The organism is Micromonospora sp. NBC_00330 (assembly GCF_036136635.1).
GTDB classification, from domain to species: Bacteria; Actinomycetota; Actinomycetes; order Mycobacteriales; family Micromonosporaceae; genus Micromonospora; species Micromonospora salmantinae.
This window is the reverse complement of record NZ_CP108012.1, coordinates 3,959,892-3,975,358: the sequence shown is the minus strand read 5'-3', so window position 1 is coordinate 3,975,358 and position 15,467 is coordinate 3,959,892. Positions and strand designations below refer to the sequence as shown.

The following is a 15,467-nucleotide window of genomic DNA, read 5'->3' as shown; positions in this document are numbered from 1 at the left end:
ATGTCGGCCGGGGCTGGGCAGGATCAGGGCATGCTGACGATCAGTCAACTCGCGGCGTACGCCGGGGTAACGGTGCGGGCGGTACGGCACTACCACCAGATCGGCCTGCTGCCGGAGCCCGAGCGGGACGCCTCGGGCTACCGGCGGTACAGCGCGGGGGCGGTGGTTTCCCTCATCAGGATCCGGATTCTCGCCAACGCCGGCGTGCCGCTCGCCCAGATCGGTCAGATGCTGGAGGCCGACGCGTCGACCTTCGCGGCTGCGGTCGAGGAGATCGACAGGCAACTGGGCGACGAGATCGCGCGACTGGAGACCAGCCGGAAGCAGATCGCGCGACTCGCCGCCGGGGATCGTCTTGCGCTCGCGCCAGAGGTGATCACCTACCTCGACCGGCTCCGGGACATCGGCGTCTCCGAGCGGGTGGTGGCGGGGGAGCGGGACAGCTGGATCCTGATGTCGGCTCGCTGGCCCGATCGCGTCCGCGAATGGATGCCCGGCAAGATCGCGCAGCTCGACGACCCACGGCTCGTACGGCTCTATCGGATCCTGTCGGAGATCTTCGAGAGCGACACCGGCGACGACGCGCGTCTGGTGGAGGCCGCCGACATCTTGGCCTGCCTCGCCGAGCAGGCGTACCGCTCGGGCGAGATCGACCTCGGTGAGGTGGCGAAGGACGATCTACCGTTCGACCTGCTGGACGCGCTGGCCGTCGAGGCGGACCCGCGGGTGCAGCGACTGCTGGATCTGATGCGCGAGCGCGGCTGGGATGGTCTGGCGCGGCTGGAGCGGCTGGCAGAGCCGTCCACCTGATCGGACGTCAACTCTGTTGGTAGTTCACCGCGGCGAACCCGCACGGCTGGTGCACGTGCAGGTAGTAGGCGCCCTCGCCGAACTCGTCCAGGTCCGCGCCCCCGAGCAGACCCACGTAGTCCATCGGCTCCCCGCACCCGGGGCAGTCGGCGTGCTCGGCGTCCTGGATCCAGTCCGGTCGGCCGCCAAGGGTGGAGCCGCCCTGGTTCCAGGCGCTGGCCTGGTACGGGCTCGCCAGCGCAGGCCCCGCAACCGGGAGCAGCGTCGGCGGGTCTTCCGGTCCCGCACCGTCGCCCAGGTAGCTCGGCCGGGTGTTGTCGGCCCACCAGGTGGTGGCGCCGTCCGGCGTGACCCGGCTGTACAAGGTCGTGTAGCAGGCGCAGAAGTTGCAGGTCTCGACGACCAGGCGGCCGGACCAGCCGGTGTGGGCCAGCGCGGCGCCGATGGCGGGGTCGGTGGTGTCGAGGTCGGCGGCGACCCAGAGCGGGGACGCGCACCAGGGGCAGGCGGTGCGGTCCGCGGGCGCTGGCGCGTCCCGCATGACCCACCGGTACGCGACGTCAGCGCACAGGTCCCGTCGGTTGCCGTCCGGGCCGATCGTCCAACCGCCCTCGGCCGCGTAGCTCAGCACCCCCACGTGCAGGTCGTCCGCACCGGCTGGCGGGCGCGTCGACCAGCGACGCAGGGCATTCTCGGCGAGCGGGTGAGCGCTGTGGGCCAGGATGAGGAGCAGATCGTTGAGTCGGTCCGGGTTCCGCCCGCCGTCGACCTGCTCGATGACCCGGCCGACCACGTCGGCGCCCGCCGCCCGGTACAACGTCGCCGGCCACAGCAGGTCGAGGTCGAGCAGCGTCCCGTGGTACGGCGACAGCTTCTCTGGATCGGCAGCGGCGATCTCGCTCAACTCCTCGATCGCGTCGTCGTCCTCGTCCGCCGCTCTCCTGATCAATTCCTCGACCACGAGCGGATGGTAGCTTTCCCCTCCGACGCTCAGCGTCCCGCTGCCGGGGCCGGCTGAGGTCGACGATCAGTGGACGGGTCGGGTGTGTCGCGCCACCAGCGACGGGACGCCAGCGCCGCCAGCCCGGCGCCCGCGGCGTTGAGCAGGACGTCGTCCACCGACGACACCCGGTCCAGCCGCAGGACGTACTGGGCGGTCTCGACCAGGACCGAGCAGCCGGCCGCGAGCGCCAGGATCCGAGGCACCGATGCCAGCGCCGGGAACCGCAGCGGGGCGAAGAACCCCAGGGCCGCGAAGACCAGCAGGTTGCCGACGACCTGGAACGTCGCCGTCACCGGACCCCCGTCGGAGAAGATCGTGAGCAGGTCGCGCAGCGGCACCAGTGTCACCCGGCCGGAAACGGTGCCGGCCTGCTCACCCGGCAACATGATCATCCATACCCAGGGAACCGTGCCGTAGACGATGCCGACGTCGGCCAGCGACGTCCGCCACGCCGACGTGGCGCCGGTGGCACGTCGGCGGCGCGCCAGGGCCCACACCGCGAGGGCGGCCAACGGCAGGACGATCGCCGTGATGAGGACTACGCCGTTGAACGTGCCGAGCCAGCCGTGCCAACCCTTGACCATGCGACCCCCGATTTTCGCCCAGCTCCGAAACCTACCCGGCCCGGGCGGCGGGCGATCGCCGGCGATGCCGCGCGGCTCGCAGGCGCAGCAACTCAGCCGAGGGCTACGCGAAGAGTCGATTGAGGCTCGGGCGAGGGTAGGGGTAACTCCCAACCCGACTGGGAGGTAGCAGGATCGAGCAAGATCCAGAAACCGTGGAAGCTCATTTCCATGACCACGCAGAAGACCTCCCGGTTCCATCGGGCCGCCCTGGCCCTCGTCCTTCCCGTCGCCGTGATAGCGGCAGTCGCCGGGTGTGATGACTCGGCGGCGCCGAAGGCCGCGCCCGCGGGCAGTTCGGTAGCCGCGGTTCCCTCGACCTCGACAAGCGCGGCCGGCCCGGCAGGTGCGGCCCCCGCAGCGGGCTTGCATGTGATCGCCAACAACGGGCGTCAGCTTGCCTTCCACGTCACGCCCGGAAGTTCTCCCACCATCGTGCTGGACGCCGGCGGTGGCGAGGACTCCTCGTACTGGGATGCCCTGGTGCCGCAGCTGTCGCAGGCCACCGGATCGCAGATCATCACCTACGACCGGGCCGGTCTGGGCGCCAGCGAGGAGGTGAAGGGCCCATGGGACCCCAAGGCCGCCGCCTCCGACCTGCGGGCCGGTCTGCGTGAACTCGGCGTCACCCAGAACGTGGTCCTCGCGGGCCACTCGCAGGCAGGAGAGGTGGCCCACTACTTCGTCCTCGCGAACCCCGGCGTTGTCTCCGGGGCGGTGCTCATCGATGCCAACGTGCCGCAATTCTTCACCGACACGCAGACCCAACGCCTCGTCGCGCTGACCACGCCACAGATCGAAGAGCTCAAAAAGGCGCCGTCGACGAAGGCGAACCGCCAGCTCATCGCCACGGCCGACAACTTCGGTCCCACGCACCAGGCGTACCACAAGGTCTCCTGGCCCGACGGCGTTCCCGTCATCTATATCGTCTCGGACAAGACACCCTTCGACGGATCTCCGCAGGACGCTCAGGCCTGGCGCGACGCGGCAGCGGCGTTCACCAAGGCGGGGCCCGACCGCACACTCGTCATCGCCGAGGGAAGCTCGCACGATGTTCCCCAGGACAAGCCCGTCCTGGTGCTCAAGGAAATCGAACAGATGACCGCCACCGTCAAGTAAAGGCCGACCGGCGAGCCTGGTTGACCGGCGCTGCCCCGGCGTTCCCGGTCAACCAGTCTGCACGATGCGCAATGATGGAGTGAGATGACCGACGACAGCGGAACCGCCCTGTCCGGCGGCTCCTCGCCCTCCCGGGAGGGCTCCGGGCCGGGTCGCGTCGCTCGCAGCGGTCCGATTGCGCGCTCGGCGCTGGCCCAGCGGACGAGCCTGCTGGGCTGGTCGCTGGTGCTGCTGTCGGGCGCGGTCCTAGGTGCCGTGCTGGCCACACTCTGGATCACCTCGATATCGGTCGCCGCGCTTGGCGCCGGAATCCCTCTGACCCTGCTCGCGACCGTACTGGTGCGCTGGTTTGCCGACCTGCATCGCCAGTGGGCCGCCGACCGGCTCGGCGAACCGGTGCCCGCCCGGCCGTATCAGCCGACGCCGGACGCCGGGTGGCCGGTGCGGCTCTGGACGATCCTGCGCGACCCGGCGACGTGGCGGGACTGGATCTGGTTGGTGGTCAATTCGATCACCATTTGGTTGAGTTGCGGACTGTCGCTGCTGTTCTTCGCCTTCGGAGTCGTATACCTGACCTATCCGCTCATCTATCAGCTGACGCCTTCTCAGGTATTCCGCACTCCGATGGGGGAGGGCTTCCGGCTGCACAGCGTCGCGCAGTCGTTCGGGCTGGTACCGCTCGGTCTGGTTTTCCTACTGCTCTGGTACGTCACTGCGGTGCGCCTCGCGAACCTCAACGCTCGGGTGATCCGCGCTCTGCTCGGCCCCACCGAACAGGCGCGCCTGCGGGCCCGCGTCAAACAGTTGGCGACCTCGCGAGCTGAGACCGTCGACACCCAGGCCGGTGAACTGCGCCGAATCGAACGCGACCTGCACGACGGCGCGCAGGCCCGGCTGGTGTCGCTGGGTATGAGCCTGGGCTTGGCCGAACAGTTACTGCCCAACGATCCGCAGGCCGCCCAGCAGTTGCTGGCCGAGGCCCGCGAGTCGACCTCCAGCGCCCTCGCCGAGCTGCGCGACCTGGTACGAGGCATCCATCCGCCGGTACTGGCCGACCGTGGCCTGGACGGCGCACTCAAGGCATTGGCTCTAATGAATCCGATCCCGACCACTGTGGTGACCCGCCTACCCGGACGGCTGCCGGCCCCGATCGAGTCCGCGGCCTACTTCGCCGTCGCCGAGGCCTTGTCGAACGCCATCAAGCACGCCCAGGCCCAGCAGATCCGGATCACCGTGGAGTTCGCAGCCCACCGGGGCGGCGCTGCCGGGGAACTGACGATGCTGGTGTCCGACGACGGCCGTGGGGGTGCTTCGATCGATTCCGGCACGGGCCTGCGTGGCATCGTCCGTCGCCTGGCGGCCTTCGACGGCACGCTGACCGTTGACAGCCCGCCGGGCGGACCTACCGAGGTGAGGATGTCGCTGCCGTGCGTATCGTGATCGCCGAGGACCTCGCCCTGCTCCGCGAGGGCCTGATCAGGATCCTGCGGGCCAATTCATTCGAGGTCTTGGAGGCCGTTGACAACGGCCCCGCACTGATCCGGTCGCTGACGACGCACCGCCCCGACGTCGCCATCGTCGACGTGCGGTTGCCGCCGACCTTCACCGACGAGGGGCTGCGTTCCGCGATCGAGGCCCGCCGCCAGATTCCGGGGCTGCCCATCATGGTGCTGTCGCAGTATGTCGAGCAGATCTACGCCAGGGAGCTGATGTCGGATCGCGCGGGCGCGGTGGGCTACCTGTTGAAGGACCGGGTTACGGACGTCGACCAATTCGTCGCCAGTGTCCGGCAGGTCGCTACCGGCAGCACCGTTATGGACCCCGACGTGGTGAGTGCGCTACTCACCCACCGCTCCACCGACCCCAAGCTCCTGGAGCTGAGCCCACGCGAGTACGAGGTCCTCACCCTGATGGCGGAGGGCCGCTCGAACGCTGCGATCGCCGCCCGGATGTTCGTCACCGATAAAACCGTCAGCAAACACAGCAACAACATCTTCACCAAGCTCGGTCTCAAGCCCTCCGAGGACGACAACCGCCGCATCCTGGCGGTCCTCGCCTACCTGGAAGGCTGAGTCCTTGGCCTCTGAGGAACGCCACGGGCGGCGTCGCGTGCCGCCCCCGGCGGCGCTGCGGGGGCGGCACGATCGACCGATCGGGCGGTGGGTCAGCTCCGGGTGGACCACCGCTGGTTGGTGCCGCCGTTGCAGGCCCAGAGGATGAGCTTGGTGCCGTTGGCGGTGCCGGCCGCGTTGGCGTCGAGGCAGAGCCCGGACTGGACGCCGGTGATGGTGCCGTTGGAGTTGAGGTTCCACTGTTGGTTGGTGCCGCCGTGGCAGTCCCAGATGATGGCCTGGGTGCCGTTGGCGGTGCCTTGGCCGTTGGCGTCGAGGCACTTGTTGCCGTACACCTGCAGTTGTTTGCCGGCGGTGTAGGTCCAGCGCTGCGCGGTGTTGCCGACGCAGTCCCAGAGTTGGACCTGGGTGCCGTTGGTGGTGCTGCCGTTGGGTACGTCGATGCAGCGGCTGGACTGGGCGCCGACGACCTGGACGTTCTGTTGCGGGTTGCCACCGCCGGCCGGCGCGTAGGCGGCGACGTTGATGTTGGCCTGGACGGCGTTCTCGGTGGCGGCCGTCGGGTAGCCGGAGGTCAACACGCCCTCGAAGAAGGTGCCGCGGCCGGTGATGCTGTTGTCACCGCCGATGCCGAGCAGGATCGCGCCTTCCTTCTTCATCGGGTGGTAGCCGTTGGGGCGTTGCCCGTCGAAGTAGGTGGTCAGGCTGCCCGACTGGGCGTTGCCGCCCCGGATCGCCCAGTGGTTCGGCTCGCCCTTGACCATGGCCGTGACGAAGCGGTGGTTGATCGACGCGATGTTGTTGTAGCCGGCGTTGACCCCGGAGAACAGGCCCCACTCCAGGTCGGCCATGATCCAGGGGCCGGCGCCTGCCCCGTAGCCCCACTGCTTGTTGGCGCCGAAGTAGACGGTCTCCATGATGGCGCGTTCGTCCGCGAGGTTGTTGGTCTGCGCGTTGCCGTAGTCGAAGCAGCACCACTGGTTGTAGTGCGTGCCGTCGACGACCGCGTAGATGCCCTCGGGCTGGTCGCCGGTCGCGACACCGTTGGTGTTGTTGTTGCGGTAGCCGGTGCCGGGGGCGATGTAGACGCCGTACGCCTTCTGCCCGCCGACGGTGACCGGTGCCGCCTTCGCGTCGGCGAGGTTGTCGAAGCCGCCGGCAGCGGGGCCGACGAAGTAGCCGGGGGGCGCCTGGGTGAGACGGTTGTTGCGGCCGGACTGGTCGTAGATGATCGTGATGACGCAGTTGGTGTTGGCGCAGAACGTGTCCTGGGTGGCGGCGTTGGCGTAGCCGCCCTCGCTGAGCACACCGATGTCGCGGGTGGTGTTGTCCGACGATCGTCGGACCTGGTAGAGCGGGCCGTTGTACGCGCCGTACAGCGCGCGGGTGGTGCTGTGCGCGGCCACGCACGGCGTGCCGCCGGAGGCGTAGATGTCACACGGGCCAGTGCCGGCGGCGTGGGCGACGCCCGGCGCGTCCGAGACCACATAGGCGCCGGCGCCGACGACGAGGACGAACAGGGTCCCGGCGGCGGCCATCAGGCGACCCAGTTTTCTCTTCACGTTCATCGGAGCCTTTCGAGTGGGTGGTGGGGGTGGGGTGCGGCGATGGAATTGACGTCACACGTCATACCTGTGACATTAATGGTCGTCCATCTGTTAGCGCTAGTTGGCACGCGTTGGTCATCGATCGATGAGCCTGAGGACGGATATGCTGGTCGGCGGAGCAAGGTGCGTCCCCGTATCGGGGCAAAAATCGATTCGAGGGCGATTGATGAACATCGGGGAGATCGCTCGCCGGGCGGGGGTGTCCCGCAGCACCGTTTCCTACGTGCTCAGTGGAAAACGCAGCGTGTCGGAGGCGACCCGGCAACGAATCCAGTCGGTCATCGACGAATTGGACTACCGGCCGAACGCCAGCGCCCGTGCTCTCAAGGAGGGGCGCACCCGCACCCTCGGGCTGGTCATCCCGCCAGCGAGCCAGCGGTTGACCGACATGCAGCTGGGCTTCGTCGCCAGCGTCGTCGAGGCCGCCGCCCGCCACGACCTCGACGTGCTGCTGTCCCCCTCCGGTGGCGACCATGACCGGTCGTTCGAGCGGATCGTCACCGGGCGTCGGGTGGACGGCGTGGTCCTCATGGAGATCCGGTTGGCGGACGACCGGGTGACCCGGCTGACCAAGGCCGGGCTGCCGTTCGTCACCATCGGCCGGACCGCCGAGCCGCACGGGATGAGCTGGATCGACATCGACTACGCCGGGCTGATCGCCCGGTGCGTGCAGCACCTGGCCGACCTGGGGCACCGGCACGTGGCGCTCGTGAACCGGTCCGCCGAATTGGTGGCCGCCGGGTATGGTCCCAGCCATCGCGCGCTGACCGGCTTTCGTGCGGCGGCGGCGGAGCGGGGGTTGACCGGCGTGGAGGTCTGCAGCGGCGACGACACCGCCTCCGGCGAGGCGTGTATGGAGCAACTGCTCGCGACGCACCCGGAGGTCACGGCGGTGGCCACCATCAACGAGGCCGCACTGCCCGGAATGCAGCGCGCGTTGACCGGCGCCGGGCTGTCAGTGCCACGCGACTTCTCCGTCACCGGAGTCGCCGCGCAGCACTGGGCGGAGGATTTCCGCCCGCCGCTGACCGCCGCGGACGTGCCGATGGTCGAGATGGGGGCCGAGGCGGTGTCGCTGCTTCTGGAGATCATCGCGGCTCCCGACGCCGTGCCGCGACACCGCCTGTACAGCCCGCCCATCTCGTTGCGTTCCAGCACCGGCCCGGTCCGGGGCCGCTGATCCGACGAGGGGGCTAGCCGCCCCTGACCCGCCGTTCCTCCTGGGCGGAGGCGAGGATCAGATAGCTGCTGGCGGTCCAGGTGTAGGCGCGGTCCCGCAGCCCGGTGCCGGTCTCGGCGTCGAAGTTCTCCGCGAAGCCGGACTTCTCGCACAGCGCGAGGAATCGCCGACTGATGTCGTCGGCGATCCTGGTCTGCCCGGCCCGGCGCAGGCCGTCCTCGACCAGGACGGTGGAGGGCGCCCAGATCGGGCCACGCCAGTAGCCGTCGGCGAGGTAGTGGGCCGAGTCGGTCGGCTCGGTGGCCAGCCCGTGCGTGGTCAGGTGGGTTTCGACGCCGCGCGCCAGCGCCGCGGCGACCGGGGCCGGCAGGTCGGCCCCGAGCGCGACGGGCATCAGGTCGAGCAGGCTGCGGCTGCGTCGCCGGTGCCCGGTGTGGGGGTCCCGGGCGCAGAAGCGTTCGCCGTCCCACAGGTCGCGCAGCATCGCCCCGTGGATGCGGTCGGCCTCCTCCGACCAGCGGGTGGCGGGTTCACCCAGCTCGGTGGCGAGGTCGGTGAGGCAGCGAAGCTGCGAGACCAGGAACGCGGCGAGGTCAGCCGTCTCGAGGACCCGGTTGTCGTCGAAGGTGGTCGCGTTGTCCCAACCGCTGTCGTTGCCGTGCTGGTAGTGCGGCAGGTCGTGGCCGGGGGCGCGCCGCGCGTCGAGCCAGAACCCGGTCCAGCGGGCGAGCCGGTCGTACGTCTGCGCCAGCGCCGCCCGGTCCGGCGGCTGGGGAAGGCGGCGGCGCAGGTGCCGGAGGGCCCAGCCGTGGATGGGGGGCTTGACGTAGTTGTGCAGGACCTCGGAGTGGGTGACCGAGTCGGGGAGGGCACCGGCCTCGTCCTGGTGGTCGAAGGGCAACTGGAACTGGTGCCAGGCCAGCTCCGGCTCGCCGGCCGCCAGGGCTATCGCGTTGAAGCAGTGGTCCCAGCTCCACACCTTGTCCATCCAGTGCTTGGACATCAGGACGGCCGGCCGGGTGACGAAGCCCGCCGGGGCGACGGTGGCCGACCACAGGACGTACGCGGCCAGCTCGGCTGCCGGGGTCTCCGGGCCGCGCCACGGCGCGATCGCGTCGACGAACGCGGTGAACTCCGCGAACCGGTCGCGGCACAACTGCTCGAAGGTGACCGATGCGGCGTACGGGCGGCGAGCGGTGGCGTACTCCTCGATCGCGATCTCCCAGGGCTGGTCCCCGGGTAGGTCCAGGGAGCGCTCGGCGGTGCCGAGCGCCTGCGCGCCCTCGGTCCGCAGCAGGGCGCCGGAGAGCACTGTGACGCGGTAGCGGCGACCGGTCTCGTACGAGGTGAACACGTGTGACCCGTCGACCGGATCGGCGTACAGGTAGGTCCCACTGAACGGGGTGAGGGTGTGCGCGGCCGCAGCCACTCGCAGGCCGAGCCGGTGGCCACGGATTCGCAGGGTTTCCGGCCCGTCGTAGACGGCCTCGATCCGGTCGGCCCCGTTGCGCCAGGTCAGCAGCGCGGGCGTGGCGACGACTGTGGTGCCGGCGACAGTGGGGGTGAGCCGCAGTACGGGGTGCAGCCCGGTCTGGTGGGAGACCAGGTGCAGGTCGTCGGCGTACGTCTTCTCGGCTACCACCGGGGAGATGTTGAACCAGGATCCGCGGTAGCTGAACGGGATGTCCTGGATTCCGAACTCCGGACCGGACGGGGCGACGGTCATGGGTGGCGGGTGCCTTTCTGTGGTGCGGGTGGTCAGTCCTCGACCGCCGCGGATGGTCAGTCCTTGACGGCGCCGGCGGTCACGCCCATCGAGACGTACCGCTGGGCCAGGATCAGCAGCACGGCGGCGGGGATCGAGGCGACGACGGCGGTGGCCATGATGGCGTTCCACTGCTGGTTGTTGTTGCCGATGTAGTGGTAGATGCCGAGGGTGATCGGCTGGTGGTCGCCGCCGCCGGCCAGGGTCGAGGCGAAGATGAAGTCCGACCAGGACCACAGGAACGCGAAGAGCGACACCGTGACGATCGAGTTGCGGCTGACCGGCAGCACGACCGACCAGAAGGTCCGCAGCCGACCGGCGCCGTCGACCACGGCGGCCTGGAGCAGCTCGTCGGGGATGCCGGACATGAACGCCGTGAAGATCAGGACGGCGAACGGCACCGCGAGCGTCGTGTCGGCCAGGATCAGGCCGGGCAGCGTGTTGAGGACGCCGAGGGTGAGGTAGATGGCGTAGAAGCCCATCGCCATGATGATCCCCGGGATCATCTGCGCGATCAGCAGCAGGAAACTCAATGCCGGGCCGCCGGGTGGCCGGAGTTTCGCCAGCGCGTAACCGGCGGGGGCGGCCAGCGCCACGGTCAGCGCCACAGTGCCGAGGCCGACCAGAAAGCTGGTGCCGAGGTACGGCAGTTGCTGGTCGAGCACCGCCCGGTAGCCGTCCAGGGTGCCGTTGGTGGGGAACAGGTGCGGGGGACTGGCCCGCATGTCCTGGTCCCGGGTGAAGGACACATTGATCATCCAGTAGACGGGGAAGAGCATCAGCCCGGTCAGCACCAGGCCGACGCCTGTCTTCCACCAGGCCCGAGGCGTCGAGGTGGTCATCGCAGCTGCTGCCTTCGCTCGATCCGGATGTAGAGGAGGCCGGCGATCAGGGCCAGCACGATGAGCAGGTTCCCGATGGCCGCGCCCGGGCCGAATTCGGGCAGCAGGTTGCCGAAGCCGAGCCGGTACGACCAGGTGGCGAGCGTTGCCGAGGAGCCGGTCGGGCCGCCCTTCGTCATGATCCAGATGATGTCGAAGACCTTCAGCGTGTAGATCAGCCCCAGCAGCAGCGTGATCAGGGAGACGGGACGCAGCAACGGGAAGGTGATCCCCCAGAACCGTTGCCACCCCGTCGCGCCGTCGAGCGCGGACGCCTCGTACATTTCGGTCGGGATCGCCTGTAGGCCGCTGTAGAGCACCACCAGGTTGAACGGGATGCCGATCCAGACGTTCGCGATGATCACCGAGGTGAGCGACCAGCCGGGCGACGTGAGCCAGTTGACCGGGTCGATCCCGACGACGCCGAGCGCCGCGTTGACCAGCCCCGAGTCGCTGTTGAGCAGCCACGACCAGGTCGACGCCGAGACGATCAGCGGCAGCAGCCACGGTACGAGGATCAGCGCCCGCAGCGTGCGCGACAGCGGGAAGTGCTGGTGGAAGAAGAGGGCCAGGGCCATGCCGATGGTGAACTGGAAGGCGAGCGAGGCCGCTGTGAAGACCACCGTGTGCGTCAGCGTCGGCCCGAATGCCGGGTCGGTCAGGACCGTCCGGTAGTTGTCGAGGCCGGCGAAGGGCGCCCCGCCCTGCACGAACGAGCGGACCGTGTACTCGCGCAGGCTCAACTCGACGTTGCGGTAGAGCGGGTAGGCGTAGAAGGCCGCCAGGTAGATGGTCACGGGTGCCAGGAAGCCCCACGCCCACCATCGGCTGGGCCGGCGGGCACGGGACGGGGGAGGCCCGGGTGGGGCGGCGCTCGCCGCCCCACCCTGGTCTCGTACGGCGGTGGAGGTCTCTGTCGTGGAGGGCATGGTGTCGGTTCGGATCGCTTACCTGGTCGTGGCGGCGGTCTGCGCGGCGGCCAGCGCCTCCTGTGGCGACTTCCCGCCGCTGAGGGCCGACTGCACAGCGGTCCACAGCGCTTCGGAGATCTTCGGGTACTTCGTGCCGAGGTCGTCACCGGTGCGGCCCTTGGCTGCCCGGACCGCCTCCACCCAGACCTTGAGCTTGGGGTCCGCGGCGGCCTGTCGCTCCTGTACGGCGGCGACGGGCGCGACGTAGGAGAGCGTGGTGTCGGTGGTGAGGAGGTTGTCGGCGTTGGTCAGGCAGGTGACGAGCTTCTGCGACGTCTCGTACCTGCCGGTCTTCTTCTGCACCGGAATCGAGACGAACTCACCGCCGGTGGGTGCCGGGGCCGGGCCGCCCGCGCTGGCCGGGATCGGGATCGTGCCGTACGAGAAGCCAAGCTTCTCCGCGTTGGCCAGTTGCCAGGTGCCGTTCTCGGCGAACGCGTAGTCGCCGGTGGCGAACTCCTGCCAACTCGTGGTCTGGGTGTTGTTGATGACGGAGTTCGGGGCGTGGCCCTGCTTGAGCCAGTCGGTCCAGAGCGTCAGCGCGGACACCGCCTGCGGCGAGTCCAGACTCGTCAGTTGGGCACCCGATCCCCAGAACCAGGGCAGGAACTGGAAGCTGCCCTCCTCGGTGCCGATAGCGGAGAAGGTGATGCCCTTCTTCCCCTTGGCCTTGACCTTGGTCAGTGCCGCGGTCAGTGAGGTCCAGTCCTTGACGGCGGCGGGATCGACGCCCGCAGCGGTGAGCACGTCCTTGTTGTAGTAGAGGGCGAGGGTGTTCGCCCCGATCGGCACCCCGTAGGTCTTGCCGCCGCTCTGGCCGGCGCCGAGCAAGTTCTTCTCCATTGCCGAGACGTCCAGCTTGTTGTCGTCGGTGGTGGTGAGCGCACCGGCTTCGGCCAGAGTGGAGATGACCGGGTTGTCGACGATCAGCACGTCCGGTGAGTTTCCCTGTTGGGCGGCGAGCAGCGCCTTGTTTGTCAGGTCGGTGGTGTCGTAGCCGGTCCGCTCGACAGTCACCCCCGCAGCGGTGCCGCACTTCTTGAGCAGTGCTACCCACTCGGAGTCGTCGGCGAACTGCGGATACGGGTCCCAGACGAGGTACGCGCCACCGTCGGCGCCACCGTCGGCGGACGACGAGCAGGCGCTGCCGGTCACTGCGGCGAGAGCTATCACGGCGACGGCGGCCAGGCGCCGCCGACGACTGAGTCCGGTCATGTGGTGCCTCACTTCAAATCGATCGTCAGGTGGGGTGTGTCGGTTGATCGTCGCGGGTTGGATCAGTCCAACCATGAGGCGAATCGATTCGACGAATCGGTTCGCCCGAAGATAGGTCTGGCCATACCCGGGGGTCAAGGGTCAGTTGGTCGCGCCGGGAGGTTCGCTGGGCAACACGGGCGTTACCGCGACGTCACTTCATTGACATGGTTCAGTTCCCGGTCCTACGATCCGTGCGAATCGATTCGCAAGTGCTGCCCTCCGGAGAGCGTCCCCCGCGCCCCACCAAGGAGCCGCCCGTGAAAACCCCGTCCCGCAGCAGGTCAGGACGAGCCCGCGTGTTCGTGGCCCGACTCGTCGTCGGCCTGCTCGCCGCCGCTGCCGCCGTCACCGCCGTCTCGTCCCCCGCCCAGGCCGCCGACGAGTCGATCAGCGTCAACTTCGCCACCACCAACGGTGCGCCGACCTACCGCGCCTCCGGCTGGATCTACGGCATGACCGAGAACGCCAGCGGTCCGGCCGACCACTTCTACCGGGACGTCAAGTTCCAGTACATGCGCGCCGGCGGCGCGCAGCTCCCGGGCAGTGGCTGGGTCGGCGGCACCTACGACCGTCGCTGGAACTCCACACTCGCCCAGGCGCGTCGCACCACAGCCCTGGGCGGGAAGTTCATCATCCTGCCGCACGACCTCTGGGGTGCCGACGGCGCCGGAATCTCCCGCTTCCCCGGTGACAACGGCAACTGGACCGACTACGACAACTTCCTGACCCGCCTGATCAGCGACGTCCGGGCGTCCGGCCTGTCGGTGCAGTGGGACATCTGGAACGAACCCAACATCACCATCTTCTGGAACAGGCCGATCTCCCAGTACCTCGAACTGTGGCGGCGGACCTACCAGCGCATCCGGGCGGAGTTCCCCAGCCAGCTCATCGTCGGGCCGAGCTGCGCCTGCGTACCGTCGACCAACCACACCTTCTGGAACCAGTACCTGGACTTCGTCCGCTCGACAAACACCGTGCCGGACATCATCAGCTGGCACTCGCTGCCCGGTGACCCGGTCGCGAACGTCGCCGCCGCCAACGCCACCCTCGACCCGCGCGGCATCGCCCACCCGCGTCCGTACCAGATCAACGAGTACGGCGCGCCCGACGAGCAAAACCCGGCCGACGGCGCCTGGTACATCGCGCGCCTGGAGCGGGCCCGGGCCGACGGCCTGCGGGCGAACTGGGCCAGCGGCGGCAGCCTGCACAACGACCTCGGCAACCTGTTGATCCGCAACTCGGCCGGCCAGCACCAACCCAAGGGGGAGTGGTGGAACTACCGCTACTACGCCTCCCAGGTCGGGGAGATCGTCGCGGTGACCCCCAGCCAGTCGTACGACGCGTACGCCACGAAGACGGCAGGGGTGGCGAAGGTGCTCATCGGCGGTGGTCGTACCACCGGGAACCTGACCGTCAACCTGCAACGCCTGGACACCACGAGCGGCATCGTGCAGAACAACCAGGTCCGGGTCCTCACCCAACGCATCCCGCACAACGGTGGCGGTGCCGTGGCGGGGCCGGTCACGGTCTCGAACAGCGTGGTCGGGGTGTCCAACAACAACGCCACGGTGACAGTGCCGTACACCAACCAGACCGACACGTACACCGTCACGCTGCTGCCTCCCTCGGACGGTGGCTTCCAGTCGGTGGCCGTGGCCCAGCACTCCCAGCAGTGCCTGAACAACGCCGGCCTGAGCACCGCCGACGGCAACGTCCAACAGCAGAACTACTGCGACGGCGGTGACCAGCAGCTCTGGAACTTCCTACCGGTCGCCGGCGTGGCCAACACCTACACGGTGGTCAACCAGCAGAGCGGCAAGTGCCTCGACGTCAGCGGCGTCTCCACCGCCGACGGCGCGGCCGTGCACCAGTGGACCTGCCTGAACGCCCTCAACCAGCAGTTCACGCTGCGCAAGGTCACCTACTCGGGCAACGACTCGCACGACTACCAGCTCGTCGCCCGGCACAGTGGCAAGTGCGTCGATGTCAACGCGGTCTCCACGGCGGCCGGCGCGCTGGTCCACCAGTGGACCTGCAAGGCGGTCAACCAGGGCAGCCCGTTGAACCAGACGTGGCGGCTCCTGGGGCGGTAGGCGTCCCGGGGGAGGTGGTGTGCTGGCCGTCCGCCCAACGGCCAGCACACCACCCCGCCACCGCATTCATTGACATGAATTAATTA

General features: G+C 69.0%; 13 protein-coding genes. 6 read left to right on the top strand and 7 right to left on the bottom strand.

All coding sequences use genetic code 11. From position 1 onward, the window contains the following. The first annotated feature begins 30 nt into the window (after positions 1-30). Positions 31-810: a MerR family transcriptional regulator gene (locus OG598_RS17750; protein WP_328650218.1), complete on the top strand. Its 780-nt coding sequence runs from the start codon at positions 31-33 to the stop codon at positions 808-810. Between the two features lie 7 nt (positions 811-817). Here OG598_RS17750 and OG598_RS17745 read toward each other — a convergent pair whose 3' ends face one another. Both OG598_RS17745 and OG598_RS17740 read right to left on the bottom strand, forming a co-directional pair. Beyond that, the gene (locus tag OG598_RS17745; RefSeq protein ID WP_328650217.1) at positions 818-1,771 is read right to left on the bottom strand and encodes a hypothetical protein; all 954 of its coding nucleotides are present in this window, start codon (positions 1,769-1,771) and stop codon (positions 818-820) included. A gap of 29 nt (positions 1,772-1,800) precedes the next feature. Further along, complete coding sequence (locus tag OG598_RS17740) at positions 1,801-2,397, bottom strand: VanZ family protein (protein ID WP_328650216.1); 597 nt, start codon at positions 2,395-2,397, stop codon at positions 1,801-1,803. Between the two features lie 210 nt (positions 2,398-2,607). Between OG598_RS17740 and OG598_RS17735 the strand changes: the two genes are divergently transcribed. From OG598_RS17735 to OG598_RS17725, 3 genes are all read left to right on the top strand, one after another. Further along, positions 2,608-3,555 (top strand): alpha/beta fold hydrolase, encoded by a 948-nt coding sequence (locus OG598_RS17735; RefSeq protein WP_328650215.1) that lies wholly within the window; start codon positions 2,608-2,610, stop codon positions 3,553-3,555. A gap of 84 nt (positions 3,556-3,639) precedes the next feature. Beyond that, positions 3,640-4,995 (top strand): sensor histidine kinase, encoded by a 1,356-nt coding sequence (locus OG598_RS17730; protein ID WP_328650214.1) that lies wholly within the window; start codon positions 3,640-3,642, stop codon positions 4,993-4,995. Beyond that, positions 4,983-5,627, top strand: coding sequence for a response regulator transcription factor (locus OG598_RS17725; protein ID WP_328650213.1), 645 nt, complete (start codon positions 4,983-4,985; stop codon positions 5,625-5,627). The genes OG598_RS17730 and OG598_RS17725 overlap by 13 nt, the downstream gene beginning before the upstream one ends. A gap of 92 nt (positions 5,628-5,719) precedes the next feature. Here OG598_RS17725 and OG598_RS17720 read toward each other — a convergent pair whose 3' ends face one another. Beyond that, a complete protein-coding gene (locus tag OG598_RS17720; protein WP_328650212.1) occupies positions 5,720-7,195 on the bottom strand; it encodes an arabinofuranosidase catalytic domain-containing protein in 1,476 nt (491 codons plus the stop codon). 205 nt (positions 7,196-7,400) lie between these two features. On the opposite strand from OG598_RS17720, the gene OG598_RS17715 reads away from it, so the two are divergent. Then, positions 7,401-8,414 carry a LacI family DNA-binding transcriptional regulator gene (locus OG598_RS17715; protein ID WP_328650211.1) on the top strand — a complete coding sequence of 338 codons (1,014 nt, stop codon included), beginning with the start codon at positions 7,401-7,403 and terminating at the stop codon, positions 8,412-8,414. Positions 8,415-8,427: 13 nt separating this feature from the next. Here OG598_RS17715 and OG598_RS17710 read toward each other — a convergent pair whose 3' ends face one another. From OG598_RS17710 to OG598_RS17695, 4 genes are all read right to left on the bottom strand, one after another. Beyond that, positions 8,428-10,140 carry an amylo-alpha-1,6-glucosidase gene (locus tag OG598_RS17710; RefSeq protein WP_328650210.1) on the bottom strand — a complete coding sequence of 571 codons (1,713 nt, stop codon included), beginning with the start codon at positions 10,138-10,140 and terminating at the stop codon, positions 8,428-8,430. A gap of 56 nt (positions 10,141-10,196) precedes the next feature. Then, positions 10,197-11,021 (bottom strand): carbohydrate ABC transporter permease, encoded by an 825-nt coding sequence (locus tag OG598_RS17705; protein ID WP_112585225.1) that lies wholly within the window; start codon positions 11,019-11,021, stop codon positions 10,197-10,199. Continuing rightward, positions 11,018-11,857: a carbohydrate ABC transporter permease gene (locus tag OG598_RS17700; RefSeq protein WP_328650209.1), complete on the bottom strand. Its 840-nt coding sequence runs from the start codon at positions 11,855-11,857 to the stop codon at positions 11,018-11,020. The genes OG598_RS17705 and OG598_RS17700 overlap by 4 nt, the downstream gene beginning before the upstream one ends. 150 nt (positions 11,858-12,007) lie before the next feature. Beyond that, positions 12,008-13,246, bottom strand: coding sequence for a sugar ABC transporter substrate-binding protein (locus OG598_RS17695; RefSeq protein WP_328650208.1), 1,239 nt, complete (start codon positions 13,244-13,246; stop codon positions 12,008-12,010). A gap of 299 nt (positions 13,247-13,545) precedes the next feature. Between OG598_RS17695 and OG598_RS17690 the strand changes: the two genes are divergently transcribed. Beyond that, positions 13,546-15,381 (top strand): RICIN domain-containing protein, encoded by a 1,836-nt coding sequence (locus OG598_RS17690; protein ID WP_328650207.1) that lies wholly within the window; start codon positions 13,546-13,548, stop codon positions 15,379-15,381. The last annotated feature ends 86 nt before the right edge of the window (positions 15,382-15,467 follow it).

Excerpts from the sequence above, each read along its gene's own strand:
- OG598_RS17735 (WP_328650215.1), top strand. The coding sequence starts at position 2,608 with ATGACCACGCAGAAGACCTCCCGGTTCCATCGGGCCGCCCTGGCCCTC.
- OG598_RS17710 (WP_328650210.1), bottom strand. The coding sequence starts at position 10,140 with ATGACCGTCGCCCCGTCCGGTCCGGAGTTCGGAATCCAGGACATCCCG.
- OG598_RS17695 (WP_328650208.1), bottom strand. The coding sequence starts at position 13,246 with ATGACCGGACTCAGTCGTCGGCGGCGCCTGGCCGCCGTCGCCGTGATA.
- OG598_RS17730 (WP_328650214.1), top strand. The coding sequence starts at position 3,640 with ATGACCGACGACAGCGGAACCGCCCTGTCCGGCGGCTCCTCGCCCTCC.
- OG598_RS17720 (WP_328650212.1), bottom strand. The coding sequence starts at position 7,195 with ATGAACGTGAAGAGAAAACTGGGTCGCCTGATGGCCGCCGCCGGGACC.
- OG598_RS17750 (WP_328650218.1), top strand. The coding sequence starts at position 31 with ATGCTGACGATCAGTCAACTCGCGGCGTACGCCGGGGTAACGGTGCGG.
- OG598_RS17715 (WP_328650211.1), top strand. The coding sequence starts at position 7,401 with ATGAACATCGGGGAGATCGCTCGCCGGGCGGGGGTGTCCCGCAGCACC.
- OG598_RS17705 (WP_112585225.1), bottom strand. The coding sequence starts at position 11,021 with ATGACCACCTCGACGCCTCGGGCCTGGTGGAAGACAGGCGTCGGCCTG.
- OG598_RS17740 (WP_328650216.1), bottom strand. The coding sequence starts at position 2,397 with ATGGTCAAGGGTTGGCACGGCTGGCTCGGCACGTTCAACGGCGTAGTC.